At 57.0% G+C, this 25,425-nt stretch carries 23 protein-coding genes and 1 pseudogene; 13 read left to right on the forward strand and 11 right to left on the reverse strand.

All coding sequences use genetic code 11. The features are described 5' to 3' along the window. Positions 1 to 566: 566 nt before the first annotated feature. From RX972_RS23155 to uraH, 3 genes are all read right to left on the reverse strand, one after another. Positions 567 to 1,310: a GntR family transcriptional regulator gene (locus tag RX972_RS23155; protein ID WP_316878834.1), complete on the reverse strand. Its 744-nt coding sequence runs from the start codon at positions 1,308 to 1,310 to the stop codon at positions 567 to 569. Between the two features lie 111 nt (positions 1,311 to 1,421). Continuing rightward, the gene (locus RX972_RS23160; protein ID WP_316878836.1) at positions 1,422 to 5,513 is read right to left on the reverse strand and encodes a dermonecrotic toxin domain-containing protein; all 4,092 of its coding nucleotides are present in this window, start codon (positions 5,511 to 5,513) and stop codon (positions 1,422 to 1,424) included. Between the two features lie 102 nt (positions 5,514 to 5,615). Further along, positions 5,616 to 5,969, reverse strand: coding sequence for a hydroxyisourate hydrolase (gene uraH / locus RX972_RS23165; protein WP_316878838.1), 354 nt, complete (start codon positions 5,967 to 5,969; stop codon positions 5,616 to 5,618). Between uraH and RX972_RS23170 the strand changes: the two genes are divergently transcribed. The 6 genes from RX972_RS23170 (at position 5,949) to RX972_RS23195 (ending at position 10,774) form a co-directional block, all read left to right on the forward strand. Beyond that, positions 5,949 to 6,305, forward strand: coding sequence for a hypothetical protein (locus tag RX972_RS23170; RefSeq protein ID WP_316878889.1), 357 nt, complete (start codon positions 5,949 to 5,951; stop codon positions 6,303 to 6,305). The two genes, uraH and RX972_RS23170, sit on opposite strands and share 21 nt — an antisense overlap. Before the next feature lie 13 nt (positions 6,306 to 6,318). Then, entirely contained in the window at positions 6,319 to 7,248 is a 930-nt protein-coding gene (gene puuE, locus RX972_RS23175; RefSeq protein ID WP_099267328.1) for an allantoinase PuuE, read from the forward strand. Then, a complete protein-coding gene (uraD, locus tag RX972_RS23180) occupies positions 7,245 to 7,760 on the forward strand; it encodes a 2-oxo-4-hydroxy-4-carboxy-5-ureidoimidazoline decarboxylase (protein ID WP_231677516.1) in 516 nt (171 codons plus the stop codon). The genes puuE and uraD overlap by 4 nt, the downstream gene beginning before the upstream one ends. 42 nt (positions 7,761 to 7,802) lie before the next feature. Next, positions 7,803 to 8,798 (forward strand): allantoicase, encoded by a 996-nt coding sequence (gene alc / locus RX972_RS23185; protein WP_316878841.1) that lies wholly within the window; start codon positions 7,803 to 7,805, stop codon positions 8,796 to 8,798. A 136-nt stretch (positions 8,799 to 8,934) separates the two neighbouring features. Then, entirely contained in the window at positions 8,935 to 9,438 is a 504-nt protein-coding gene (locus RX972_RS23190) for an ureidoglycolate lyase (protein ID WP_027897924.1), read from the forward strand. A 43-nt stretch (positions 9,439 to 9,481) separates the two neighbouring features. Continuing rightward, entirely contained in the window at positions 9,482 to 10,774 is a 1,293-nt protein-coding gene (locus tag RX972_RS23195) for a urate hydroxylase PuuD (RefSeq protein WP_316878844.1), read from the forward strand. A 231-nt stretch (positions 10,775 to 11,005) separates the two neighbouring features. Here RX972_RS23195 and RX972_RS23200 read toward each other — a convergent pair whose 3' ends face one another. Beyond that, positions 11,006 to 11,209 carry a hypothetical protein gene (locus RX972_RS23200; RefSeq protein ID WP_263267836.1) on the reverse strand — a complete coding sequence of 68 codons (204 nt, stop codon included), beginning with the start codon at positions 11,207 to 11,209 and terminating at the stop codon, positions 11,006 to 11,008. 14 nt (positions 11,210 to 11,223) lie between these two features. On the opposite strand from RX972_RS23200, the gene RX972_RS23205 reads away from it, so the two are divergent. Then, positions 11,224 to 12,009 carry an outer membrane protein OmpK gene (locus RX972_RS23205; protein WP_027902391.1) on the forward strand — a complete coding sequence of 262 codons (786 nt, stop codon included), beginning with the start codon at positions 11,224 to 11,226 and terminating at the stop codon, positions 12,007 to 12,009. A 133-nt stretch (positions 12,010 to 12,142) separates the two neighbouring features. On the opposite strand, the gene RX972_RS23210 is transcribed toward RX972_RS23205, so the two are convergent. Together RX972_RS23210 and RX972_RS23215 are read right to left on the reverse strand one after the other, a co-directional pair. Beyond that, positions 12,143 to 12,358 carry a hypothetical protein gene (locus RX972_RS23210; RefSeq protein WP_027902392.1) on the reverse strand — a complete coding sequence of 72 codons (216 nt, stop codon included), beginning with the start codon at positions 12,356 to 12,358 and terminating at the stop codon, positions 12,143 to 12,145. 16 nt (positions 12,359 to 12,374) lie between these two features. Continuing rightward, a complete protein-coding gene (locus tag RX972_RS23215; protein ID WP_099267332.1) occupies positions 12,375 to 13,283 on the reverse strand; it encodes a DUF808 domain-containing protein in 909 nt (302 codons plus the stop codon). Positions 13,284 to 13,451: 168 nt separating this feature from the next. On the opposite strand from RX972_RS23215, the gene RX972_RS23220 reads away from it, so the two are divergent. From RX972_RS23220 to RX972_RS29625, 6 genes and pseudogenes are all read left to right on the forward strand, one after another. Then, entirely contained in the window at positions 13,452 to 14,063 is a 612-nt protein-coding gene (locus RX972_RS23220; RefSeq protein ID WP_316878850.1) for a TetR/AcrR family transcriptional regulator, read from the forward strand. A 493-nt stretch (positions 14,064 to 14,556) separates the two neighbouring features. Further along, on the forward strand, positions 14,557 to 16,188 hold the full coding sequence (locus RX972_RS23225) for a methyl-accepting chemotaxis protein (protein ID WP_122705981.1): 1,632 nt from the start codon (positions 14,557 to 14,559) through the stop codon (positions 16,186 to 16,188). 160 nt (positions 16,189 to 16,348) lie between these two features. Then, a complete protein-coding gene (locus tag RX972_RS23230) occupies positions 16,349 to 17,182 on the forward strand; it encodes an ion transporter (RefSeq protein ID WP_099267334.1) in 834 nt (277 codons plus the stop codon). A gap of 126 nt (positions 17,183 to 17,308) precedes the next feature. After that, on the forward strand, positions 17,309 to 18,307 hold the full coding sequence (locus tag RX972_RS23235) for a sulfate ABC transporter substrate-binding protein (RefSeq protein ID WP_316878853.1): 999 nt from the start codon (positions 17,309 to 17,311) through the stop codon (positions 18,305 to 18,307). 329 nt (positions 18,308 to 18,636) lie between these two features. Further along, positions 18,637 to 19,710 (forward strand): annotated as a pseudogene (locus RX972_RS29620) (methyl-accepting chemotaxis protein); the annotation flags it as partial. A gap of 150 nt (positions 19,711 to 19,860) precedes the next feature. After that, positions 19,861 to 20,565 (forward strand): methyl-accepting chemotaxis protein, encoded by a 705-nt coding sequence (locus RX972_RS29625; protein WP_410478254.1) that lies wholly within the window; start codon positions 19,861 to 19,863, stop codon positions 20,563 to 20,565. Between the two features lie 269 nt (positions 20,566 to 20,834). Here RX972_RS29625 and RX972_RS23245 read toward each other — a convergent pair whose 3' ends face one another. Genes RX972_RS23245 through RX972_RS23265 form a run of 5 tightly spaced genes read right to left on the reverse strand, consistent with a single transcriptional unit; the run spans position 20,835 to position 25,425 of the window. Further along, a complete protein-coding gene (locus tag RX972_RS23245) occupies positions 20,835 to 21,239 on the reverse strand; it encodes a hypothetical protein (RefSeq protein ID WP_027898032.1) in 405 nt (134 codons plus the stop codon). Between the two features lie 13 nt (positions 21,240 to 21,252). Then, entirely contained in the window at positions 21,253 to 22,458 is a 1,206-nt protein-coding gene (gene ccmI, locus RX972_RS23250) for a c-type cytochrome biogenesis protein CcmI (protein ID WP_316878857.1), read from the reverse strand. Continuing rightward, the gene (locus RX972_RS23255) at positions 22,455 to 22,925 is read right to left on the reverse strand and encodes a cytochrome c-type biogenesis protein (RefSeq protein ID WP_231677508.1); all 471 of its coding nucleotides are present in this window, start codon (positions 22,923 to 22,925) and stop codon (positions 22,455 to 22,457) included. Before RX972_RS23255 ends, ccmI begins: the two co-directional genes overlap by 4 nt. After that, a complete protein-coding gene (locus RX972_RS23260) occupies positions 22,922 to 23,458 on the reverse strand; it encodes a DsbE family thiol:disulfide interchange protein (RefSeq protein WP_122705972.1) in 537 nt (178 codons plus the stop codon). The genes RX972_RS23255 and RX972_RS23260 overlap by 4 nt, the downstream gene beginning before the upstream one ends. Continuing rightward, positions 23,455 to 25,425 (reverse strand): heme lyase CcmF/NrfE family subunit, encoded by a 1,971-nt coding sequence (locus tag RX972_RS23265; RefSeq protein ID WP_263267847.1) that lies wholly within the window; start codon positions 25,423 to 25,425, stop codon positions 23,455 to 23,457. Before RX972_RS23265 ends, RX972_RS23260 begins: the two co-directional genes overlap by 4 nt.

A 25,425-nucleotide genomic window follows, 5' to 3' on the forward strand; every position in this document is an offset into this window, starting at 1 on the left:
ACAGAGTTATGGGCTGGCTGCGCGATAGCGTCCTCTGAAGCAAGCCGTCGCGGGCTAGCGTTGCTTTGCTAGGCGATCACTTTCTCCTGTGGGAGCCGGGCTTGCCCGCGATGCAGACGCTGCGGTGTTGCAGGTGAACCGAGTCGCTCTTATCGCGGGCAAGCCCAGCTCCCACAGAGTTATGGGCTGGCTGCGCGATAGCGTCCTCTGAAGCAAGCCGTCGCGGGCTAGCGTTGCTTTGCTAGGCGATGATTTTTTCCTGTGGGAGCCGGGCTTGCCCGCGATGCAGACGCTGCAGTGTTGCAGGGCAACCGAGTTGTTCTTATCGCGGGCAAGCCCAGCTCCTATCAAACAAAATATAACTATCTGATTTGGAATGCTTTTTACTGTGGGAGTGAGCTTGCTCGCGATAGCTCCAGTACAGGCAATATATTCATCGACTGACAGGCCGAATCGCGAGCAATGTGGATCGCCACCCCGGTCACTCCTACAGGGTGCGTGTTTGCTGCGCGACAGCGTGGTGTCAGGGACACCGGGGCGACTCCCACAGGGATATGCAGTATTGCTCAACCCTTCTTCCCCACCATCACATGCGAAAACACCGCCTGCAGATCATCCGACGCGCTGTCCTCGTCCAGACGGAGTTTTCTGTCGATGTGATCCATGTGATGCATCATCAGCTCTACCGCACGCTTCGCATCACGCGCTTCGATGGCGTCGATCAACTGGCTATGTTCATCCCATGAACAGTGCGTGCGATTGCCGCTTTCATACTGGGCGATGATCAGCGAGGTCTGCGAGACCAGGCTGCGCTGGAAACTGATCAGCGGACTGTTATTGGCCGCCACCGCCAACTGCAAGTGAAACTCACCGGACAGGCGAATGCCTGCGCCACGATCGCCTCTGGCAAAGCTGTCGCGTTCGTCGCTGACCATCTGCCGCAAGGCCGACAACTGCTGGGCCGTTGCATGCTCGACCGCCAATTCGGTAATGGCTTTCTCTACCAGTCGACGCGCGAAAAATACCTGGCGCGCTTCATCGATACTCGGGCTGGCGACCACTGCGCCACGATTGGGACGCAAAAGCACAACACCTTCGTGGCCAAGGCGCGACAAGGCTCGACGAATGATCGTACGACTCACGCCAAAAATTTCACCCAGCGCCTCCTCGCTCAGCTTGGTACCCGGGGCAAGGCGCTGTTCGAGAATTGCCTCGAAGATGTGCGCGTAGACAACGTCGTCCTGAGTACCGCTGCGTACTGTTTTTTCAGTGCGTGGCTGCTTTTTGAAGGGTTGCAACAGTTCGTTCATGAGCGCTCGAGGCAGTCGCCGGTAAAATGTCCGCGCATTGTACACGGCGACTTGTTCGCCAGGCATCGCGACACCCGCAAGGTGCCGCGAAGCCTTTGAGCGCGGTGTTGATCAGCGCTGGTGCATCGAGATGTCATCGGGCAAGCGCATGACGAACACCTGTGTGCCACGGTCCGTCAGGCTGGTGATATTGGTGCCCCCCAATAATTTGATCACTTTGCCTTGCTGCCTGGCCTGTTCAAGGGTGTGGGAAATGGGTTCTGCGGCATAGATGCGAATCAAGGGTTCGACCATCCCGTCTCCGTCCAGAGGATCGCGGAATGCACCACTCGGAGGGGTCGTAATATCCCCGGTTGTTGAACGACGAAGATAGAGCAGGTAGACCTCTTCCTGCCCTGGGCGACGAAACGCCATGAACTCACGCCCACCGACCGCCAACTGGTCATGCAGGATTTCGTAGCCGTTGCGCGTCAATACATCGGCCATCAGACCTCTGAGGCTCTGGATGCTGCCTGGTAGCCTGGCCTCGGAAGCCGATCTTATCAGCCATTCCACTGTCACGGGATGGTGGGTGGCAAAGTCCAGGCGTTCAAAGCTGTCCAGCGCGCTTTCGTTACCGATGCTCCAGTGCAGTTGATTGTCGGCCTGATTGGTCGGATAGGCCTTGTTGAGCATTAAAAGCGGATCGTTAAGTTGCGCCAGCGGCGCCGTTTGGCCTGTACGCCACGCATTCACGGTAGCTTTGAGGTTGATCATGCGGGTGGCGGTCACGGCTGACGTCGACGCGTCGGCCATCTCGAACAGCTTATGCGCCAGCACCAGATTCGTGATGTCGGTAAACCCCGGGAGACTCTCTGCGATATAGGCCTCGATTTTGCGATTGAACAGCGGGCCCTCCACTGCCCACTGACCTGTTGCTGGCTGATATTTCGCCATCATCGGCTGATCGAAGGGATTGCGTCGAATCACCTCACTGAGTTCCGAAAAATTGCGGCACTGTGAATGGCTGCCAGGGTTGCGAATGAACGCAGTATTGGTCCTGCGCTGTCCACCGGCGGGCAGGATTTCGTAAAACTTCTGACCGATGCGGATCACGTCGTAATCATGAGCGAAGTCGAGCCGGTAAATCGGCGGGTTGACGCTGATCTGATCCAGCACGGCCATATTGTCCACCTGCTTTTCCCATCCCCTCCACGCATCGGCGCTGGCCGCCTGCCGGAAAGATCCCGCGACGGGTTGCGGCGGACGACGGTCCGGTTCGACCTGCGGCGAATCAGGCTCCTTGCGTTTTGTTGGCGACGGTACGGTCTGAGTCGCTGGCGGGCGTCGGTACTGCTCAGCCCAGTCAGGCAGCGACCTGGTCTTGCGGTAATGCTCGGCGAGCAGCAACTCCATGCGCTGCTGTTGATCGACAGGAAAATTGAATTGATCCAGCAGTTCACGGGCCTGCCTGGTTCGAAAAGCACTATTGCCATGGGCTTCAACCAGCAGTATCTCCGCGATCATTGAGCGTCCACCGCCCTTGAGGCCGACGTCGCTGTGATAGACCCATTCCCCGCCCACCTGACGCACAGGCTGCTCGTAACCATGCGCAGCGGTTTTTTTCAGGCGCAAGGTCTGCTCACCCGGTCGGCGGTAAATCCGGTAAGCGGAGCCCTGTTGATGGATGAACAGCTCACCGTTTTTCAGCCAGGTGCCCGCGTCATTTCCGCTCTGCGCGACGGCGCCTGACAGCGAGATATCGGCCTCGTAACCGACAAAGCTTCTGATTCTGGAACGTCCGGACATCGATGGTAATGCGCGCCCCAGGCTCGTTAGCTGCCGCAAGCGGGTCGCTCGACGGGCTACCACCACGAGAGCGCTCACGGTGCTCACTCCGGGGATTACCGAAAGCAGCACGTCGATCACCGAAAGCATCGTGCTACCGGCCGTCAACAGACCTTCATCAAGCTTGCCCGCCCTCAATGCCTTGCTTGCAGCATGACCATCACTCCAGCCGTCTTGCACACTGAACAACACGCCCAAACCTGGCACGAACGAGACAACACCTCTGAAGAACATCAGATACAACTGATTGCGCCGCTGATTGTGCTCCCCTTTGAGGTCGTGATTACTGCGCGCTTCGGTCAGGGATTTTTCGTAAAGCAGGTCCTCACGCACATGCAGTTGCTGCTCGCTGATCAACAGATCCAGCGCGGGCACTATCGCGACAAAACCTTCAAATCCACGCCTGAGTGCTTCCCGGATATAACGCTCGGCGGCAGCTTGCTCACTGGCGTTCTCCACACAGGACGCCAGCCAGGCCACCCGTGCGGGCAGACGCAGCAAGCTGCTGATCAGACGCTCGCGAGCTTCCTGCACACTGTCGGCCTCTATGAAGCACTCTCCATCCGGCGCCTGGGGCAGATACATCAGCACCTTGCCGCTCGCCTTGTGCTCGATGACGCTGATGCCTTGCAAGGTCCGGCTACTGCGCTCTCCTGTCAGAGCCTGGCCCGGTTTGAACACCAGTCGATTGATAAACACCCCTGCCTGGCTCAACACGGCAGTGGATCTCGCTTTAGCCGCCTGGGTCAGCAGTGCATAACCAGCCTCACTCAATAGCCGACGCTGGCGTGCACAGAAGCCATCGAGAATGATGTGCAGCTCATAGGCTTTGATCATCAGCTCAGCGTCGCGGGCCGATGCCGGTGAGCGCAACTGGAACACCGAGCGCAGCAGGCTACGATACTGCCCGGCGATATCCAGCTCGGGAATGATCTTGAGCAGGTAGTCTCCGGTAATGCGCTGCAAACCTGCCATCTGAGGCGATGGTGGATACGAGAGTTCAAGCATGCCCAGCCTTGCGATGGTGTTCTCATCGCGAGCATCGAAGTTTTCCCGGGCCAGCCCGGACAGGCTCGACTGCACACGCGCTTCGCTGCCCTTCCAGGGCTTGTGATGCAATGGGCTTCCATACTGCGGATCAATATCAACGTGACGATGGACGCTCTTCGGCAGATCTATGATCAGTTGATCGGCATCGATGTCCATCCTCAGGTCGTTTTTGATACGAGCATTCAGTTGCTGAGCAGTGAAGGCATTGAAGGTCGGAAGCTTAGCCGCCAGATGCGACTCCAGCCGAGCCGCAGCACTGTGAAATTCAGCCAGTCGGGTTGCGTATTCCTGACGTATTTCGAGAGGTGCATTGAGCAACCATACGGGAAATTGCGGCACCAGTTCGGCGGTACGTTGCTGTTCGGCAATCAGGTCGATGGCCCGCTCACGGGTTTCGCCAAGGGCTACACCGAGGTTGCTCACTCGCTCACGACTGTCCATCTCCAGGAGCGCGCTTGCCCGCGATGGCGGCCGTTCAGTCAAAACATCATCGTCTGATTCAAAGCCATCGCGGGCAAGCGCGCTCCTACAGGAGTTGGGCTGCGTACACAGAACTTCAAGCTCCCTGAGCTGGGTGTTCACCCCATGCTGAATCGGCTTTATGGTGATCACACGGGTCACGAATGTGAGCGGCGCCGCCATGGCCGCAGCGCGTTGCGTCTTGCTGACATGGCGCCACAGCGTGGTTTCCGCCCCTGTGCCCAAGGTAAAACCCAGCCGGTCCTTGAGCGTCTGCAACGATTCGAATTTTTGCAGACCGCCCGCTTCACCGGGCACGTACAGCAAAGCCGGTTCGATCAGCGCTGGAGTTTTCAGCGCCTGTTCAGTGGTGACGATCATTGCACCGCTGAACACCACGGGCTCGTCCGGATCGCCAACGCCCACATCGAGATGCAGCACGTCGTCATCCGGCTCATCCGCAAGCCCCAGCGCATACTGAAGCCGCTGCAGGTCCGCCGCACTCAGCGTGCCTTCGCAGACCTGTAATTGAGCCAGCGCCAACAGCGCTGCCTGCCGCTGCGCAATCAGTTGCGGTTTCAGCGCCAGCAATGCTTCGCTGTCGAGGGGGGCCGCAAGCAGCGTGCGCAGTGACTTGCCAGCAGCATGGAGCCGCATGCGGCACGTCTGATAAGCAGACAACACATCAACCTGTTCACAAGCCTCGCCCACGTGATTGAGGATGCGTTGCAGGTGATCGGCGATGCGCCGCTGATTGAGGCTTTCCGGGAAGCTTTCCGGCAGGCTGTCGAAGGCTATCAGGTCGCAAGCCCGGCCCGTCCAGTGGATGCCGGCGTCCGGGGTTGCGAGGGTTGTCGAATCATTCACAGGGTCATGCTCCATTGATCAAAGTCTCTGGAGCGTCCCGAATCTGCGAATGACCAAGTGACTACATAACTATTGCTTACAAAACTATTGCTGACAAAACAGTCAGCTGCCGCGATAGGTCGAATAGCTGTAGGGCGAAACCAGCAGCGGCACATGATAGTGGTCCTGCCCTGCATCAATCCCGAAGCGCAGCACCACCACATCAAGAAAAGCCGGCTCTGCCAGCAGTGTGCCCCGCGCCCGATAATAGTCACCTACATGGAACTGCAACTGGTAGACACCGGAACGGTAATCTTCGCCGTGCAACAAAGGCCCATCGCAACGGCCATCGCTGTTGGTCACCGCGTCGGCAAGCAATACCAGGCCTTCGTCTTGAACCCGATACAGCTGAATTTTGATGGAGCTGCCGGGGCAACCATGAGCGGCGTCCAAAACATGCGTCGTCAATTTCCCCATGACCAATCAATGCCCCGTTATGAAAGTAATGAGTTTGCGGTCGCACCCTATGAGTGCAGGCAGGCGACCAGACGATGTCGAATTAAGACACTTTTACGAAAATCTGTACACAATAAATACCGTTGGCAAAGCTCGGTGACAGCCTCTGTTCTGATGGACGCCGATTTATCGGGACCTCAGGAATTGAATGGTTTTTTTGTGGATAACCTGACCAGTCAGGCAAGTTTCTTGCAAGCGTTCTTCCCAAGGTTTCGAAACCAGCTGGATGGGAAATGGTGGTTACAATCCTCAAATCACTTTGTATACAATCTGCCCATCACAGGACTACTTGAATGAAAGGAAGACTGCAGTGAGTGCTGACTACCCTCGCGACCTGATCGGTTACGGCAGCAACCCGCCCCATCCACGCTGGCCGGGCAACGCGCGTATTGCGCTGTCCTTCGTGCTTAATTACGAGGAAGGCGGCGAGCGCAATATTCTGCATGGCGACAAGGAGTCCGAAGCATTCCTGTCCGAGATGGTCTCCGCTCAACCGCTGCAAGGCGAGCGTAACATGAGCATGGAATCGCTCTATGAATACGGCAGCCGCGCGGGCGTATGGCGCATCCTCAAGCTGTTCAAGCAATTCGATATTCCGCTGACGATCTTTGCCGTGGCCATGGCCGCCCAGCGTCATCCGGATGTGATCCGCGCCATGGTCGCAGACGGTCATGAGATTTGCAGCCACGGCTATCGCTGGATCGACTATCAGTACATGGACGAAGCCAAGGAACGCGAGCACATGCTCAAAGCGATCCGCATCCTCACCGAGATTACCGGCGAACGTCCGCTGGGCTGGTACACCGGCCGCACCGGGCCCAACACCCGGCGTCTAGTCATGGAAGAAGGTGGCTTTCTCTACGATTGCGACACCTACGACGACGACCTGCCCTACTGGGAGCCGAACAACCCGACCGGCAAGGCGCATCTGGTGATCCCGTACACGCTGGACACCAACGACATGCGCTTTACGCAGGTGCAGGGTTTCAACAATGGCGATCAGTTTTTCCAGTACCTTAAAGACGCCTTCGATGTGCTGTATGCCGAAGGTGCAGACGCGCCGAAGATGCTCTCCATCGGTTTGCATTGCCGCCTGATCGGTCGCCCGGCACGGCTGGCCTCTCTGAAGCGTTTTATCGAATACGCCAAAAGCCACGAGCAGGTCTGGTTTACGCGCCGGGTCGACATCGCGCGCCACTGGCACGCCGAACATCCCTATCAGCCGGAGACTGCGCGGTGAGTCATTTCACGACACTAAAGCCGTCGACACTGAGCCGCGATGAGTTCATTGCCACTTTTGCTGATATCTACGAGCATTCGCCATGGGTCGCAGCCGCGGCTTACGATCAAGGCTCAGTCGATGAGCTGGACGATATCGAGACCCTGCATGTGCGAATGAGCCAAATCCTGCTCGGCGCCGATCATGAGCAGCAGCTCGTACTGATCAACGCCCACCCGGACCTTGCCGGTAAAGCCGCCGTGCAAGGGCAACTGACCGAAGCCAGCACCAGCGAACAGGCCGGCGCCGGTATTCACCAGTGCACGCCTGAAGAGTTTCAACGCTTCACTGAACTCAACGACGCTTATAAAGCCCGATTCGCCTTCCCGTTCATCATGGCGGTCAAAGGCAGTAACCGGCACCAGATACTCGCAGCCTTTGAGACCCGCATCGATAATACGGTCGACGCCGAATTCGCATGCGCCCTGGCCGAGATCAACAAGATTGCCCTGTTTCGTTTGCAAGCCCTCTAACCGCCCTACCCAGGCCACTGATCAAAAGGCAGACCTAAAAGAATGAAAGCTTACGCCGCACCCTTCGAGAAGTTCGTCAACCTGGCCGACGCGCGCCTGGGCACCAAAATCCTTTCCGTCACTGACGACTGGTTCGCCGACGCCAACCGCCTGTTCCAGCCAACCGCTGCGGTGTGGAAAGAAGGCGTGTTCGACGACAACGGCAAGTGGATGGACGGCTGGGAATCGCGTCGCAAGCGTTTCGAGGGTTACGACAGTGCAGTGATCCGTCTGGGTGTGGCGGGCTCGATCAAGGGCGTGGATATCGACACGTCCTACTTCACCGGTAACTATCCTCCATCGGCCTCGCTGGAAGCGTGCTTCCTGGCCAGCGGCGATCCGGACGAGAACACTCAGTGGACTGAAATCCTGTCCGCCGTAGAGCTGAACGGCGACAGCCATCACTACCATGAAATCAACGCTGAACAGGCTTTCAGCCATCTGCGTTTCAATATCTATCCTGATGGCGGCGTTGCACGTCTGCGCGTGTACGGCGTGCCGTTCCGTGACTGGTCGGCGGTGGGCGAATCCGAGCAGATCGATCTGGCCTCGGCGCTCAACGGTGGCCGTGCTCTGGCATGCTCCGATGAACACTACGGCAGCATGAGCAACATTCTCAATCCGGGTCGCGGCGTGAACATGGGCGACGGCTGGGAAACAGCACGTCGTCGCACACCCGGCAACGACTGGGTGATCATCGCCTTGGGTCATGCGGGAGAAGTGGAAAAAGTCGTGGTTGATACCCTGCACTTCAAAGGTAACTATCCGGACAGTTGCTCGATTCAGGGCGCCTTCGTCAAAGGCGGCACTGACAGCCAGATCGAAACCCAGAGCCTGTTTTGGCGTGAACTGCTGCCAAGCCAGAAACTGAGCATGCACGCCGAGCACGAGTTCGCCGAGCAGATCAAGGCCCTAGGCCCGATTACCCATATCCGGTTGAATGTATTTCCGGATGGTGGCGTGAGTCGTCTTCGGGTGTTGGGTAAGGTTTCACGCTAAACCGGTAGGAGCGCGCTTGCCCGCGATTGCGGTGTGTAAGACAACGAAGGTCCTTCGGCCCTTATCGCGGGCAAGGTGGAGCGCCACCCCGGTCGCTCCTACAGCAAATCAAATGAATTCAAACAGAAGACCCAGCATGCGCACACTGACCATCGAACCGTTGACCAAAGAAGCTTTTGCCCCGTTCGGAGATGTCATCGAAACCGACGGCAGCGATCACTTCATGATCAACAATGGTTCGACCCAGCGCTTTCATCGTCTGGCCGAGGTGCAAACCGCTACGCCGGACGACAAGGCGATCATCAGTATCTTCCGTGCCGAGGCGCTGCAGATGCCCTTGATCATCAGCATGCTGGAGCGCCATCCACAGGGCAGCCAAGCGTTTGTGCCACTGCTCGGCAACCCTTTTCTGATCGTGGTCGCGCCCATTGGCGATGAACCTGATTCAGAGCTGACCCGCGCTTTCGTTACCAACGGCAGGCAGGGTGTTAATTACCATCGCGGCGTCTGGCACCACCCGGTGCTGACGATCGAAAAGCGGGATGACTTCCTGGTGGTTGATCGCAGTGGAGCTGGAAATAACTGCGATGAGCATTTTTTCGCTGAGAGCCAGAAGCTGGTTCTCGACCCCCACCCGTAGCAGCCTGAGCGTCCGGCAAGTGACGCAGGCTTGAGGTAATACCGTGGAAGCACATTTGATGGAATGGCTGAATCTCAGCGTGCGCTGGATTCACATGATTGTCGGTATCGCCTGGATCGGCGCATCGTTCTACTTTGTCTGGCTGGAGAACAACCTTAATCGGGTCAACCCGCGCGACGGGCTGTCCGGAGATTTATGGGCCATTCACGGTGGCGGCATCTACCACCTGGAAAAATACAAACTCGCGCCGCCGACCATGCCCGAGAACCTGCACTGGTTCAAATGGGAAGCGTATTTCACCTGGCTGTCAGGTGTCGCCCTGTTGTGTGTGGTGTTCTACACCAATCCAACCTTGTACCTGCTCGCACCGGGCAGCAGCCTGTCCGGTCCGGAAGGCGTGGCATTGGGGTTGGGTTCGTTGTTCGTTGGCTGGTTCGTTTACAGCTTTCTCTGCGATTCGGCGCTGGGCAAACGCCCCGCTCTGCTCGGCCTGATTCTGTTCGTGCTGGTTATCGCGGCGGCGTATGGCTTCAGCAAAGTCTTCAGCGGGCGCGGCGCTTACCTTCATGTCGGCGCGATCATCGGCACGATCATGGTCGGCAACGTATTCCGCATCATCATGCCCGCCCAGCGTGCGTTGGTAGCCGCCATCGCCGAGAACCGCACACCGGATCCATCTCTGCCCGCCAAAGGCTTGCTGCGTTCGCGCCACAACAACTACTTCACCTTGCCGGTGCTGTTCATCATGATCAGCAACCATTTTCCGAGCACTTACGGCAGCGCGTATAACTGGCTGATCCTGGCCGGGATCGGCGTGTTGGCGGTGCTTGTCCGTCATTACTTCAATACTCGGCACAACAGCCACAAGTTTGCCTGGACCCTGCCCGTCGCAGCACTGGGCATGATCTGCCTGGCTTACGTCACCGGCCCTGCGCCAATGCCAAAGCCTGCCCAAGCGACGAAGATCGAATATCAGCCATTGCCGGGCACTGCCGTCGGCGGCTATCGCCACGACGAAGTTCGGCCAGCCCCACCTCCGGAACCTGTGGCCGAGGTTGCCGCTGCAAGCCCAGGCATCGACTTTGGCAAGGTGCAAAGCGTGATTCATGAACGCTGCACGGTGTGCCACTCCGCCAAACCTACCAGCCAGCTATTCAGCGCTGCGCCTGCCGGCGTGATGTTCGACACCGCAGAACAGATCAGGCAAATGGCCCCGCGCATCCAGGCCCAGGCCGTAACGTCGCAAATCATGCCACTGGGCAACATTACCCAGATGACTCAGCAGGAACGGGAATTGATAGGAGCGTGGGTGACTGCAGGTGCGCAGACCCACTGATCTTTGGCCGAACTAACTGTAGGAGCTGCCGAAGGCTGCGATGGCAATCTTCCTGATAAACCGCCATCGCAGCCTTCGGCAGCTCCTACAGTAAGCCAATGAAACTTCCACACACGCCCCACAATTGCTCGCCCTGCCCTGTCCCAGAGCACTTGCACTAAACTTCCGCACCCCATATCCTCCGCCGCCGCGTTAAAACCCACCCTGTTGCAATGCTGACTGAACAGACAACTAATTGACCAACCGGTCAACTGTGACGTTTTCTGAAAAAAAGCCTCGATCGACTGCTAAAAATGCAGCCGACAGCACTTTCGTGCGCTTTTCAATCGGCATTGGCTCAGCTCTTGCTATGTAGTCAAAGCTGACCAAACAGACATGTTTTAAATGCGGAAAAGTGCCTAAAAAGAGCACCAAAAAAAGACCATCACGATCCATCAGGGGAGCATTGAATGAACCGTATTATTTCCAGCGCGATAGTTGCCGGTAGTCTTCTGGCGTCCGGACAAAGCATGGCCGACGGCCTGCTGCAATGGCAGAGCAACAGCCTGACTTACCTCAACGGCCGCGACTTTACAGTCAACCCGTCAAACCAGCAGACGTTCACTTTTGAACACGCTGACGGCTGGAAATACGGTGATAACTTCCTGTTCATCGACAAGATCTTCTATAACGGCAAAGGCGACGCCACCAACGGTGATAACACTTACTACGGTGAAATATCCCCGCGCCTGTCCATGGGCAAGATCTTTGGTCAGAAATTCGAGTTCGGCCCGATCTCCGATGTATTGCTGGCGGCCACTTACGAGTTTGGTGAAGGTGATAACGAGTCGTACCTGATTGGTCCGGGTTTTGATTTGAACATTCCGGGCTTCGATTACTTCCAGTTGAACTTCTACAAGCGTTACACCGACGGTCATCGTGCAGGTTACGGCGCCTGGCAGGTCACGCCGGTCTGGTCCTACACGATCCCGGTAGGCAAGTCCGACATCCTGATCGACGGCTTTATCGACTGGGTGGTGGACAACAAGTCCGACCGCAACGGCGAATACAAATCCAACGTTCACTTCAACCCGCAAATCAAATACGACCTGGGCAAAGCCATCAACTTGCCTGAGCGTCAGCTGTATGTGGGTATCGAGTACGATTACTGGTCAGACAAATACGGTATTGAAGACACCAAGTTCTTTGATACCAACCAGAACACCGCAAGTTTGCTGGTGAAAGTGTTCTTCTGATAAACCTGCGAAATCTGTAGGAGTGAGCTTGCTCGCGATAAATGATAACGCGGTATGTCTTCTGGCTGCGTCTCATGCATCGCGGGCAAGCCTCGCTCCCACAGGAATCTCGTGAGCCCAGAGTTCTGCGTATCTACTCCCACGGCAACGGTTTTCCCGCCCGCACTTTCGAGTTGATCGCACGCAGCAACTCCAAAGGATCACTCTCGGTTTGCGCGTGACTCTGTTCATCGACCCAGGCCGAAACCTGCTTGCGATCCAGATTGGGCCGCAAATGCAGAATCTCGACCAACTGCCGCTCACATTGCTGGGCGTACGCAACAACACTGGAAAACAGTGGGCTATTCATTCAAGTCGACCAGCCATCAGGCCCTGATTAGTTTCCAGACTTTCCCCGCTACCGTAACCAGCAACAGGACCAACGCACCAGCAATGATACCGGCGACCGCGTCCAGCAGAGTAGGCACAACCATCGAAAAACCGCCGACCGTTTGCGCCGCCTGTTCTGTTACGCCTTCGATCCAGTGATGAGCGACCGGCACACCGTGAGTGAGGATACCGCCGCCGACCATAAACATCGCGGCAGTCCCGACGATGGAAAGGATTTTCATCAATACCGGTGCCAGCCACAGCAACCCTGAACCGATACCTTGAACGGCCGACTTGGCGCTTTTCTTCAGATAAAGGCCTAGATCGTCCAGCTTCACGATACCCGCCACCAGACCATATACACCGACAGTGATCAGTACCGCGACGATAACCAACACGCCGACCTGATCCAGAAAGGGCCGGGTGGAGACGACGCCAAGCGCCAGTACGATGATTTCTGCCGAGAGGATGAAGTCAGTGCGAATCGCACCTTTGACCCGATCTTTTTCGAACGCAACCATGTCGACATTCTTGTCGGTTGCAGCCTCCCGCCGTTGCTGACGCTGTTGTTCGGTTTCGGGGTGTAGCCATTTGTGGGCAATCTTCTCAAAGCCTTCGAAACACAGGTAGGCACCGCCGATCATCAACAAAGGCAGAATCGCCCAGGGTGCAAACGCACTGATCAACAACGCTGCCGGTACCAGGATTGCCTTGTTGATCAAAGATCCCTTCGCCACCGCCCAGACCACCGGCAATTCACGGTCGGCGGACACCCCTGTCACCTGTTGCGCATTCAGCGCCAGATCATCGCCCAGCACGCCAGCGGTTTTCTTTGCGGCCAGAGAGACATCATCCAACAGCGTCGCGATGTCATCCAAAAGGGTAAGCAAGCTTCCAGCAGCCACAATCAATATCCTTGAATACGTCATTTAAGTTCGATAGCGCAGCACAATTGATGCCACGCGGCGGCCATTGAAGCACAGCGCGGCCAGAGTCGTTGTCCGATGTTGAGGCGTTCTTGAGGCGGGTGCTACCATGCGCGACCGCCGACCGGGCAAGGAAACCTCTGGTTTATGAGCAGTATTCGCGAGCGCAACAAAGAGCTGATCCTGCGTGCAGCCAGTGAAGAGTTCGCCGACAAAGGCTTCGCGGCCAGCAAAACCAGCGATATCGCTGCCAAGGCTGGTGTGCCCAAGCCCAATGTCTACTACTACTTCAAATCCAAGGAAAACCTTTACCGAGAGGTGCTCGAAAGTATTATCGAACCGATCCTTCGCGCTTCCACTCCCTTCAATCGCGAGGGCGTTCCCGCCGAGGTGCTCAGCGCCTATATCCGCTCGAAGATTGTAATTTCCCGCGACCTGCCGTTTGCCTCCAAGGTATTTGCCAGCGAGATCATGCATGGTGCGCCGCACCTCTCGCCCCAGCAGGTCGAACAGCTCAACGGGCAGGCCAAACACAATATCGATTGTATTCAGGGCTGGATCGACAAGGGCCTGATAGCGCCCATCGACCCGCATCACTTGATGTTCACGATCTGGGCCGCGACCCAGACCTATGCCGACTTCGACTGGCAGATATCGACGGTGACAGGCAAGGCGAAGCTGGAAGGAAGTGATTACGAAGCTGCGACCCAGACAATCATTCGATTGGTGCTCAAAGGCTGCGCTCCGGATATTGAATAGTTCTTGCAGGAGCTGCCGAAGGCTTCGAAGGCACTGCTCCTGACACACTGCTGTTCGCAGCCTTCGGCAGCTCCTACAAAGGGTTGTTAGCAAGACAACGCCATTTTTCGCAGACAACAAAAAACCCGCCGAAGCGGGTTTTTTGTATGACCATTCCGACATCCTGTCAGTAGCCGTCCTGGCGATGGTCGATCATCCCTGATCCCGGAGCGCTTCCTTCGCTGCGGTGATGGATCCAATCTACCGTTCAAATGTGACAGCTCATAGAGCGAAACTCCCTTCCTCGTGTAAGCCTTTCGCTATACCGCACAACATTTCGAGAAATCTCCTGCCGCTCGCTCAGGTTTATCCTTTCAGCGCCGACATCCACTTTAGTAGCGGTGGGCTAGACGACGGGTGTCAAAAAGCTATTATCGAAGCGAGACCGACTTCATTGTGAATCTCACGGCGCACAGCGCTCTACACAATAAAAAATAAGACGGAGCAACCGGTCATGACAATGCGCAGCTTATCCATCAGCCGAAGACTCTGGCTGATCCTCGTCGTTTCCGTGTTGATGCTGTTTATCCTGACAGCCGCCATGCTCAAGCAAGTGCACACGGACCTTTACGCCGCCAAGGCGGAAAAGACCATGCACGTGGTACAGAGCGCCAGTGGCATCCTGGATTATTACCAGGGCCTGGAAGCGGCTGGAACGCTGACCCGTGAGGTCGCACAGAAGCAGGCACTGGATGCCATTCGCGGCATGCGCTACAACAAGGACGATTACTTCTGGATCAACGATATGCGTCCAGTGATGATCATGCACCCCATGAACGCCAAGCTGGTCGGTCAGGACCTGTCAGCCATCAAGGATCCGGACGGTTTCGCAGTCTTCAATGAAATGGTTGCCGTCGCCAAAGAGAAAGGCGCAGGCATGGTTCAGTACCGCTGGCCCAAGCCGGGAGCCAGTGAACCCGTCCAGAAAATTTCCTACATAAAACTGTTCACACCCTGGGGCTGGATTCTCGGCTCCGGTGTGTACGTCGATGACGTGAAAGCAGAATTCCAGCAACAGACGATCAATGCTGCCTTGTTCAGCCTGGCAATCATCGTGATCATGGTGCTGCTGGTCATCATGATTGCACGCAGCATCGTCCGCCCTCTTCGCGACTCCGTGCAGGCCATGGCCGACATCGCCAGTGGCGAAAGCGATCTGACCCGCTCTCTGGAAACTCAAGGCAACGATGAAGTCACGCAACTGGCCAGGCACTTCAACGCCTTCACTGCCAAGCTGCGCGGTGTCGTCTTACAGCTTCAGGCATCGGCCAATGGCCTGGAAAAAGCCTCATCAGATCTGGGCATCAATGCCGAACAGGCCCAGGCACGCAGCCAGCAACAGTCACAGCAGATGGAGCTGGTGGCGACCGCCGTCAACGAAGTGACCTACGGCGTCCAGGATGTAGCAAAAAACGCCGAGCACGCCGCCAACGAAATGCGCGACGCGGAATCTCAGGCGCATCAGGGTCAGGTCAACATCGACAGCAGCCTGCGCCAGATCGATCACCTCTCCGGCACGATCAATCAGGCGGTAGAAGTGATTCGCACGCTGTCTTCGGAAAGCACGCAAATCGGCGGCGTACTTGAGGTGATCAGCTCGATTGCCGAACAGACCAACCTGCTGGCCCTGAACGCAGCTATCGAAGCGGCGCGAGCCGGTGAACAGGGTCGCGGCTTTGCCGTGGTGGCCGATGAAGTTCGCTTGCTGGCCCAGCGCACACAGAAGTCGACAGCAGAAATTCAGAGCATGATCGAACGCTTGCAGACTCACTCTGACGCAGCGGTGAAAGTCATCGCCGACAGCAGCCGCTCATCGCAACTGACCATCGAGCAGGCCAATCAGGCCGGACAAAGCCTGACGTCGATCAGTCAGGCCCTGCGCAACCTCAACAGTCTCAACGCCTCGATTGCCAGCGCGACTCTGCAGCAATCCCATGTAGTAGAGGACATCAACCAGAACGTCACCCAGGCGGCGCAACTGTCCCAGAGCACCGCCATCGCAGCGGAACAGTCCACAGGGGCAAGCGTGCACTTGCGGGAAATGAGTGAACACTTGAATGGGCTGTTGAGGCAGTTCCGGGTTTAGACATTTTCGAACCGGTAGGAGCCAACTTGTTGGCGAGGTGGTGCATCAGGAAAACCGCTCGCCAACAAGTTAGCTCCTACCGGTTTTGTGCGCCCCAGACAATGCAATCCAAAGCCGGAAATTTGCGTAGACTGCTCCGATCTTGAATTCGGAATGCACCATGGACAACACCATCAGTCGCCGCGAACAGTTACGCATTGTTATCTTCCAGAACGATACGCCTGCCGGACGACGCTTCGACAAAACGTTACTCGTGGTTATCCTTTGCAGCCTGATTGTGGTGGTTCTCGACAGCATTCCTGCGGTACACGCCAATTACGGTGACTGGTTGGCGTATGCGGAATGGGGCTTCACCGCCATATTCATCGTTGAATACGTTCTGCGACTCTACTGCTCTCCGCAACCTCTGAAATACGCCTTTAGCTTCTATGGCCTGGTGGACTTGCTGGCCATCGTGCCCGGCATCCTCGCAATCTATTACACCGACGCGCAGTACCTGCTTATTGTGCGCGTCGTCCGCATGTTGCGAATTTTCCGGGTGCTCAAACTCAGCCCATACCTGAAGCAGGCCAATTACCTGCTTTCGGCGCTACGCGGCAGCAAGCAGAAGATCATCGTGTTTTTGCTGACTGTGTCTACGCTAGTGGTGGTGTTCGGCACGCTGATGTACGTGATCGAGGGTCCCGAGCATGGTTTTACCAGCATCCCGAAAGGCATCTATTGGGCGATCGTGACCCTGACGACTGTGGGCTATGGCGATATCGTGCCCAGAACTGCGGTCGGCCAAATGCTCTCGGCACTGGTGATGATTACCGGTTACTCGATCATCGCTGTCCCCACCGGGATCTTTACTGCGGAGCTCGCCACGGCCATGCGTGGCGAACAGCTCAAGCATGATTGCCCGGTCTGTTCGAAGAACAGTCACGAGCACGGCGCGGCGTTTTGTTCGCGCTGTGGCAATGCGCTTTTCCCGCGCGTTGAAAACAAGGCATAAGCAAATGCCTTTTAAGTCTTTAAGAGCGTGTAGCTGCGCGGCTATAGTCGCGGGCACTATGCCATGAACATCTGGCCATCAACATCTGGCCATCAATGTCGGTACATCCAAAAAAGGAATTGCGCAGTGAACAAACTTTTCGCCGCTTCGTTACTCGCCGCTGGCCTGGCTTTCGGCAGCGCGGCCCAGGCCGCCCCGACCCTGCTCAACGTGTCGTATGACGTAATGCGTGACTTCTACAAGGACTACAACGCTGCGTTCCAGAAGCACTGGCAGGCCGAGCACAAGGAAAACATCACTGTGCAGATGTCCTTCGGCGGCTCCAGCAAGCAAGCCCGCTCGGTCATCGATGGCCTGCCGGCTGACGTGATCACCATGAACATGGCCACCGACATCAACGCTTTGGCTGACAATGGCGAACTGGTACCGAAGAACTGGGTAACCCGCCTGCCAGACAACAGTGCGCCGTTCACTTCGGCCACCGTATTTATCGTCCGCAAGGGCAACCCAAAAGCGTTGAAAGACTGGAACGACCTGGTCAAGGACGGCGTGGAAGTTATCGTACCTAACCCGAAAACTTCCGGTAACGGCCGCTACACCTACCTGTCGGCGTGGGGCTATACCCTGAAAAACGGCGGTGATGAAGCCGCTGCCAAGCAATTCGTCGGCAACCTGTTCAAACACGTACCCGTGCTGGATACCGGTGGCCGTGGCGCAACCACCACCTTCATGACCAACCAGATTGGCGACGTGCTGATCACCTTTGAAAACGAAGCAGAAATGATCGCCCGTGAATTCGGCCGTGATCAGTTCGAAGTGGTCTACCCGAGCGTGTCCGCAGAAGCAGAGCCGCCAGTCAGCGTGGTAGATAAAGTCGTCGACAAGAAAAACAGCCGCGCCGCCGCCGAGGAATACCTGAAATACCTGTGGTCCCCGGAAGGTCAGGAAATCGCTGCCAACAACTACCTTCGTCCACGCGATCCAGCAGTACTGGCCAAATACACCGACCGCTTCCCGAAAGTTGATTTTCTTTCAGTAGAGAAAACCTTTGGCGACTGGCGCACCGTGCAGAAAACTCACTTTGCTGATGGTGGAGTGTTTGATCAGATTTATTCTGGTCAGTAATCAGTCTTAGTCGTATAAATAACGGCGGTCTTAGGGTCGCCGTTATTTATCTTCACCTCCCCGTTCAGTTCGTCAGGTTTATACCTGTAGAAAACAGTCCCTTCATCCAGCAAACGTAACGGCGCAACGCCGAAGCAGGGCCGAGTGAGGTCCATCCTTTATTCCCGTGTTTATGTGGACTACCTGAACCAGGCTCGATAACCCCTGTAGAGCGCAACGCTATAGAGGTTTTCGATCATATCGATCAATTAATTCGATCCACTTCAACGTAAGTTTTTACTTTCTCAGGTCGATAACTCAAAGGAATGAAAATCAACGGTGAGAACGTAATGAAATCTTCGTGGCTGGACAACTTGAATGTGAGTAAAAAGTTGGGCATTGGCTTTGGCGCCATTCTGATTGGCGTGCTGACAGTCACGGCGATTGGCTACGCCAGCACCAACCTGCTCATTGAGCGCTTGGCTAAAGCCGCCAGAGTCGCGGAAGTGAAAGCCAATGTGCTGGACGTAAAAGTCGCCGCACAAACTTACTCCGCAACCCCAAATGCCGGCACCGCGAAAGCTTATATCGAAGGCTTGGCGTCTTTGAATGAAACCATTCAAAAAGGCCTGCAGATTCTGACAGTACCCGGCAATGTCGTGATGTTAAGAGGTATTGGTGATCAGGCCACCAGCCTCAGGCAGACTTTCGACCAATTGGTGAATAACAACCAGAAAGCTGATGACGCTCTGAAACCACTTATCAAGGTTTCCGATGAAGTGAGTGCCACCTTCGAAAATCTGCTGCAGAAGACGCTGGACGACGCGGCGCGTTCACCGGATCAAAACGGTATCGAGCACGTGAGGATCGCTGGCGACCTGCGCAATGGCATGACCAACTTCCGTTTGATATTCCGCCGCTACCTGAGTATCCCTACCGAAGATAATCGTCAGGCAACATTTAAAACTGCGGACACCCTGATAGCCGACGTCACAGCAGCCCGCGATAAGCTGCCGAGCCAGGCCAATAGTGCCGTTGATACGGCGCTGGTTGCACTGCGTCAATACAAAGTATTGATGGCAGAAATTTCGCAGTTGATGCAACAAAACGATCAAATGCGCGATGCGTTGCAACAAAAGGCGAGCGCCGCAGTTAAAAGCGCGGACGAACTAATGGCGGCGCAGGTCATTGCCGCCAACCGGGAAAAGAGCACCGCTGTTATCCAACTGTTGAGCGTGGCATTCATCGTCCTGCTGCTAGGTGTATTGGCTGCGGTGTTGATTACTCGCCAAATCACTCGTCCTCTTGGCGCCAGTGTCATTGCCGCCCGACGCATTGCCGACGGAGATTTGACTAACGACCTAAGCACCAGTCGTAAAGACGAATTGGGCTTGCTTCAGAACACCATGCAGCACATGACCACCTCATTGCGCGAGCTGATCGGCGGTATTAGCAACGGGGTGACGCAGATTGCAACCTCAGCCGAGGAGCTTTCGGCCGTGAGCGAACAGACCAGCGCCGGGGTCACTCAGCAAAAAATGGAAGTCGACCAGGTCGCCACCGCGATGAATGAAATGGCGTCGACCGTACAGGAAGTTGCGCAAAACACTGAGGACGCCTCACAAGCCGCCAGACAGGCCAGCGAGCGCGCAGCCCACGGTAGTAGCGTAGTGCAAAACACCACTCGGGAAATAGGCCAACTGGCCGGAGAGGTGGAGCAATTGGCGGGGGCGATGCAGCGTCTGAACAATGACAGCGACAAGATCGGCAGTGTCATTGACGTGATCAAAGCGGTCGCAGAGCAAACCAACCTGCTGGCACTCAACGCCGCAATTGAAGCCGCACGCGCTGGCGAACAGGGTCGTGGTTTTGCTGTGGTGGCCGATGAAGTACGATCGCTGGCCCAGCGTACGCAGAACTCTACAAGGGAAATCGAAGAGCTGATCCAGGCCCTGCAACAGGGTGCTGGCGCAGCTTCGAATCTGATGACAGCCAGCAGACAACGTACTGAAGGCACCGTGGAGCTGTCTCGTCAGGCCGAGCAGGCGCTGCTGGAAATTACTCAGTCAATAGGCACGATCGAGCAGATGAGCCAGCAAATCTCAGCCGCCGCGGAGCAACAGACCGCTGTCACTGACGAAATCAACCGCAGCATTATCAGCGTACGTGATGTAGCTGACCAATCCGCCGCCGCGAGCGAGCAAAGCGCAGCCTCTACTATCGAGCTGGCACAGCTGGGCAGCAGGCTACAAACCATGGTCGCCCGCTTTAAAGTTTAATGGGGCTCGCAGAATTTACAAAATACCTTAGGGTCGCCGTTTTTTTGCCTGGAGAAACACAACGGTACTGTCGCCCCTAACGCTGCGTACCTGACACCGCACTGTCACGCAGCAAACATTGGATCTGTAGGAGCTCACCGAGGTCACGAGGCCAGCGATAGCGCAGTGTCAGGCAAACCGATATCGCTGGCCTCGTGACCTCGGTGAGCGCCTACAAGATCGGGTTCAATCTGGAAGATTGCAGTGTGTTAAACGGGAGCCCTGCTATCTCAATTCCCGAACTGCTTACCCAACCCCGCCGGCACACCGCTGGAGTCCGTCTCCTGCCATGGCCCATTGCGGCCAGTGGACCAGGTCCAGCCGTTGTTCCAGCGGTAGTAGGTGCGCTGGCGGTAGAAGGTGTCTGTTTCATCGTCCAGAACGTGTACACCCAGGCTCGCGTCCCAGTGGCTGTTGCCACCCGGTGGCGGTGCGAAGTTGCTGGAGGTCTTCGGGCCTGCTGCAGGTGCTTTCGGGGTCGGCGTGGGTGTTGGCGTGCTCGGCGTACCGGGTTGGGATTTACCAGGCAGCGTCGGGATCGGCTCCTGGCTGCGCGGTCCGGTGGGCTGGACCGCACAGGCGCTCAAGCCCATAACCAGACCCAATAACGTAATACGTGCGGCTGCGCGGTACATAAGCGTGTGCTCTCTACTGATCAGGGCTGTCGATGGTCAGTGTCTGCAAGACCGTGGTGTTGCTCGCCAGCGGTTTGCTGCGGCCGATCCACTCACCGGTGGTCGGCTGACCTGCGCGGGATATCCGTGCCACGAGTTGGACTTCCGGAAAGTTCGACAGTTTCAGTTGCGGCATCATCGCGTCCGCATCGCCCAGTTCGACTTCAATGGGCAAGTCTGCCACCGTCACTCGCTTGACTGCCAATGGCGCCGGAGGGCCGCCTACCGCGCGGGCGAAGATGAATACGCTGTCACCCGGCGCTGCTTTGGCTTTCAGGTCAGCGGCCAGAGTGACACGCACTTTGATAGATGCGGTTTTATTCACCACTGCGGCAGGCGGTTCAACCTTGCCACCGCTTTCGGCGAGCTTTTCAGTGGCGCGGGCAATGCCGCCTTCCAGTGCTTGCCGGGATGGATCCTGCGCAGGCAGAACAGCCAACAGGCGCTTCCAGTAATCAACGGCCTGTTGGTAATGCTGGCTTTCAAAAGCAGCAATCCCTAACAGACCAAGGCTGGTGACTTCCTTGGGGTCCCCCTGCAACGCCTCATTGGTCAGGGCTTGCACCTGAGGGCTGAGTTTCTTGTCACTGGCAAAGTACAGCGCTTGCGCCCACTGACCGAGCAGTTCGGGCTGACGACCTGCCAGCGCGACGGCTCGTTCGAACATTGCAGCAGCGTCAGCCGGGCGATCCTGAGCCATGTAGGTGCGGGCCAGGAAGTATACCCCCTCAGCCGAATCCGGCTGGGCTTTAACGGCACGCTCCAGGCGATTGGTCATCTCGGCAATCGAGCCAGAAGGCTGGGCGAATTCGCGAGTCAGCTCAACCTTGTCACTGGCACCAAAATGCAGATAAAGACCGATACCCATCAGCGGCACCAGAAATGCAACCAGCAGTGGCAAGGTTTTGCCCAGGCGCGAGGTACGCAGCGGTTCAGCCCCCTCTGTGTCTGCCAGCAACTCACGGGCCGCTTCGGCGCGCCCGCTGTCCATTTGCGTCGAGGTCAGTACGCCCTGCTCCTGCTGACCTTGCAGTTCGGCAACGCGCTCCTGATATAAAGCAACGTTGAGCGCGGTACGGTCTTCTTCACTTTGCGCGCGACGGCCACGCAGGACGGGGATCAGCAGGAAACTCATGGCCACCAGCAACAGCAGGCCGGCGGCTAGCCAGAAATCAATCATTCGCGGTTTTTATCCAGCAGATTTGCGAGGCGCTGACGCTCCTCGTCGGAAAGCACATCGGTTTCCTCGCGACCCTGGCCACGACGACGCACGACAATCACACCAATCACCACCAGGCCACCGATCAGCAACCCGGCAGGCCCAAACCACAACAGCCAGGTTTTGGCGCTCAACGCAGGCTTGTAGCGCACGAAGTCGCCGTAGCGATCAACCATGAAGTCGATGATCTGCTGATTGCTCTGCCCTTCGCCGAGCATGCGGAAAATCTCTTTGCGCAGGTCTGCAGCGATGGGGGCGTTTGAATCGGCGATGTCCTGATTCTGGCACTTGGGGCAACGCAGCTCTCTGGTCAGCTCGGCATAGCGCGCGCGTTCGGCGTCATCACGAAACTCGTAAGCATCGATGGCGGCATGCGCCACGCTGACAATGCCAAGGCTGAAAACCACTGCGGCGAGTAAACGCTTCATTGACGCGCCTCATCCACAAGGCCCTGATACAGGCCAGCGAGTTTTTCACGCCAGACGGTTTCATCCACGACACCGACAAACTTGTGACGAATGATGCCCTTGCTGTCGATCAGGAAGGTTTCCGGTGCGCCATAGACGCCGAGGTTCAAGCCCAGGCTGCCTTCGTCATCACGAATGTTCAGCTGATACGGGTTATGAAAATCCTTGAGCCACTTCAAGGCATCAGCATTGATGTCCTTATAGTTGACCCCGTAGATGACCACGCCCTGCTGCGCCAGCTTGTTCAGCACTGGATGCTCAACCCGGCAGGCGACACACCAGGTGCCCCAGATGTTGACCAGTGCCGGTTTGCCCAGCAGATCAGCACGGGTGATGATCCGGTCGCTTTGCACATCCCGCAGGGAAAACTCCGGGAATGGTTTGTCGATCAACGCCGAGGGCAGCTCGGCCGGGTTCAGATACAAACCGCGATACAGAAACACCGCGACGCCAAGAAACAGCACCAGCGGCAACAGCATGATCCAGCGCCTCATACCGCAGCCTCCATGCCCAAGGCATCACGCACCTTGCTTTTCACTTTGACCCGATAGCGCTTGTCCATCGCCGCCAGCACACCGCCCAAGCCTGTGATCAAACCACCGAACCAGATCCAGCGCACAAACGGTTTGACGTGAACACGTACGGCCCAGGCGCCATCCCCCAGCGGCTCGCCCATGGCCACGTAAAGATCGCGAGTGAAACCAGCGTCGATACCGGCTTCGGTCATCATCGACTGCTGCACGGTGTAGAGGCGCTTTTCAGGGTGCAGGATGGTCACTTGCCTGTCGCCTTCAAGTACGCGAACTGTGCCGCGATCAGAGGTGAAATTTGGCCCCTGATAATGCCGGGCACCTTCGAACACGAACGTATAACCGCCCAGCTCCATGGATTCGCCTGGCGACAGGCGCAAGTCCCGCTCGGCGCTGTTCTGGCTGGACAACACCACGCCGAGGGCGCACACCGCGATACCGATATGAGCGAGCTGCATCCCCCAGTAACTGCGGGTCAGACTGCGTGAACCTTTGATCAAACCTTTGTGGCGGGTCTTGTCCAGCAGATCGCGGACACCCGCCAACAACACCCAGGCAGCCAGCATGAAAGTTGCCATCACCGCCCAGTGGAAATCATCCATCGCGAAACCGGCGATCACCGCAAGAACAGCGCTGCCGATCAGCACAGGCGCGAGCATGCTTGCCAGCCATTTGACCGGAGTGTCTTTCCAGCGCACCAGCACACCAATGGCCATGACCGCCATGAGCAAGCCCATCAAGGGCACGAACAGCGCGTTGAAGTATGGCGGGCCTACGGACATCTTCGCGCCACTCATGGCGTCGAGTACCAGTGGATACAAGGTGCCGAGCAGAATCATCGATGCGGCGACCACCAGCACCAGGTTGTTGCCCAGCAGCAGGGTTTCCCGGGACCACAGGCCGAAGCCAACGTGGCTTTTGACCACCGGCGCGCGGAAGGCAAACAGTGTCAGCGAACCGCCGACCACGAACAGCAGGAAAATCAGGATGAAAACGCCGCGCTCCGGATCAGAGGCGAAGGCATGCACCGACGTCAGCACGCCGGAGCGAACCAGGAATGTCCCCAGCAGGCTCAGAGAAAATGCAGCGATGGCGAGCAGTACCGTCCAGCTTTTGAACACGCCCCGTTTTTCGGTCACAGCCAGCGAATGTATCAACGCAGTGCCGACCAGCCATGGCATGAACGAGGCGTTTTCCACCGGATCCCAGAACCACCAGCCGCCCCAGCCAAGTTCGTAATAGGCCCACCAGGAGCCCAAGGTAATGCCGACACCGAGGAATGCCCAGGCGACGATGGTCCACGGACGTGACCAGCGCGCCCATGCGGCATCGAGCCGCCCGCCCAGCAACGCGGCAATGGCAAACGCGAACGCCACCGAGAAACCGACATAGCCCATGTAAAGCATCGGCGGATGGACGATCAGCCCAATGTCCTGCAGCAGCGGATTAAGATCGCGGCCGTTGGCGGGCACTTGCGGCAGGATGCGGGAGAAAGGGTTGGAGGTCAGAATCAGGAACAGCATGAAGCCGACGCTGATCATGCCCATGACGGCCAGCACCCGGGCAAGCATCACTTGCGGCAACTGACGGGAAAATATCGAAACAGCGAACGTCCAGGCACCGAGAATCAATGCCCAGAGCAGCAACGAGCCTTCATGCGCGCCCCATACGGCGCTGAACTTGTAGTACCAGGGCAAGGCGCTGTTGGAGTTTTCGGCGACATAAGCCACGGAAAAATCGTCGACCATGAACGCGTAGGTAAGACAACCAAAGGCGAAGACCAGAAAGCTGAATTGCCCCCAGGCAGCGGGTTGTGCGAGGCCCATCCACAGGCGGTCGCCACGCCAGGCACCAATCAACGGCACGCTGGCCTGCACGACGGCGAAGCAAAGCGCCAGAATCATGGCCAGATGGCCGAGTTCAGGAATCAT

It is taken from the genome of Pseudomonas syringae group sp. J309-1, from assembly GCF_032582135.1.
Classification (GTDB): domain Bacteria; phylum Pseudomonadota; class Gammaproteobacteria; order Pseudomonadales; family Pseudomonadaceae; genus Aquipseudomonas; species Aquipseudomonas quasicaspiana.

What these genes read in the sequence shown, in the direction of transcription:
- RX972_RS23155 (WP_316878834.1), bottom strand. Translation starts at nt 1,310, where the DNA reads ATGAACGAACTGTTGCAACCCTTCAAAAAGCAGCCACGCACTGAAAAA.
- RX972_RS23170 (WP_316878889.1), top strand. Translation starts at nt 5,949, where the DNA reads ATGCGTCGTCAATTTCCCCATGACCAATCAATGCCCCGTTATGAAAGT.
- uraH (WP_316878838.1), bottom strand. Translation starts at nt 5,969, where the DNA reads ATGGGGAAATTGACGACGCATGTTTTGGACGCCGCTCATGGTTGCCCC.
- alc (WP_316878841.1), top strand. Translation starts at nt 7,803, where the DNA reads ATGAAAGCTTACGCCGCACCCTTCGAGAAGTTCGTCAACCTGGCCGAC.
- RX972_RS23190 (WP_027897924.1), top strand. Translation starts at nt 8,935, where the DNA reads ATGCGCACACTGACCATCGAACCGTTGACCAAAGAAGCTTTTGCCCCG.
- RX972_RS23200 (WP_263267836.1), bottom strand. Translation starts at nt 11,209, where the DNA reads ATGGATCGTGATGGTCTTTTTTTGGTGCTCTTTTTAGGCACTTTTCCG.
- RX972_RS23205 (WP_027902391.1), top strand. Translation starts at nt 11,224, where the DNA reads ATGAACCGTATTATTTCCAGCGCGATAGTTGCCGGTAGTCTTCTGGCG.
- RX972_RS23210 (WP_027902392.1), bottom strand. Translation starts at nt 12,358, where the DNA reads ATGAATAGCCCACTGTTTTCCAGTGTTGTTGCGTACGCCCAGCAATGT.
- RX972_RS23220 (WP_316878850.1), top strand. Translation starts at nt 13,452, where the DNA reads ATGAGCAGTATTCGCGAGCGCAACAAAGAGCTGATCCTGCGTGCAGCC.
- RX972_RS23225 (WP_122705981.1), top strand. Translation starts at nt 14,557, where the DNA reads ATGACAATGCGCAGCTTATCCATCAGCCGAAGACTCTGGCTGATCCTC.
- RX972_RS23230 (WP_099267334.1), top strand. Translation starts at nt 16,349, where the DNA reads ATGGACAACACCATCAGTCGCCGCGAACAGTTACGCATTGTTATCTTC.
- RX972_RS29625 (WP_410478254.1), top strand. Translation starts at nt 19,861, where the DNA reads ATGGCGTCGACCGTACAGGAAGTTGCGCAAAACACTGAGGACGCCTCA.
- RX972_RS23245 (WP_027898032.1), bottom strand. Translation starts at nt 21,239, where the DNA reads ATGTACCGCGCAGCCGCACGTATTACGTTATTGGGTCTGGTTATGGGC.
- ccmI (WP_316878857.1), bottom strand. Translation starts at nt 22,458, where the DNA reads ATGATTGATTTCTGGCTAGCCGCCGGCCTGCTGTTGCTGGTGGCCATG.
- RX972_RS23255 (WP_231677508.1), bottom strand. Translation starts at nt 22,925, where the DNA reads ATGAAGCGTTTACTCGCCGCAGTGGTTTTCAGCCTTGGCATTGTCAGC.
- RX972_RS23260 (WP_122705972.1), bottom strand. Translation starts at nt 23,458, where the DNA reads ATGAGGCGCTGGATCATGCTGTTGCCGCTGGTGCTGTTTCTTGGCGTC.
- RX972_RS23265 (WP_263267847.1), bottom strand. Translation starts at nt 25,425, where the DNA reads ATGATTCCTGAACTCGGCCATCTGGCCATGATTCTGGCGCTTTGCTTC.